This window comes from Pseudomonas sp. HY13-MNA-CIBAN-0226 (assembly GCF_040310305.1).
Classification (GTDB): Bacteria; Pseudomonadota; Gammaproteobacteria; order Pseudomonadales; family Pseudomonadaceae; genus Aquipseudomonas; species Aquipseudomonas gregormendelii.
The window spans coordinates 1-252 of record NZ_JBEOPS010000451.1; the positions used below are offsets into that span (position 1 = coordinate 1).

General features: G+C 73.4%; 1 pseudogene. It reads right to left on the bottom strand.

The features are described from left to right. Window positions 1–252, bottom strand: a pseudogene (locus tag AAEZ05_RS29475) (hypothetical protein); the annotation flags it as partial.

The window sequence follows — 252 nt, forward strand, 5'->3', positions numbered from 1 at the left end:
GCCGTCCGCCCCGCCATAACCGCCCTGCCGCGGGCCGCCGGAAATGTCGGGAAAGTCGAGCCGCGGCACCGCGATCGTCAGCCCGGAGCCGAGCTTCACCTGGCGCGCGGCCTGCCCGAGCGGCGTGCTGGACGGCGCCGCGGTCGTGCCGCCGCCCTTGCCGAACAGCCGGCGCAGGATCGTCGCGACGCCCGGCACCGTCACTTCCTTGCCCGAGCGGTTGATCGTGAAGTCGGACGCCCAGCCGTATTT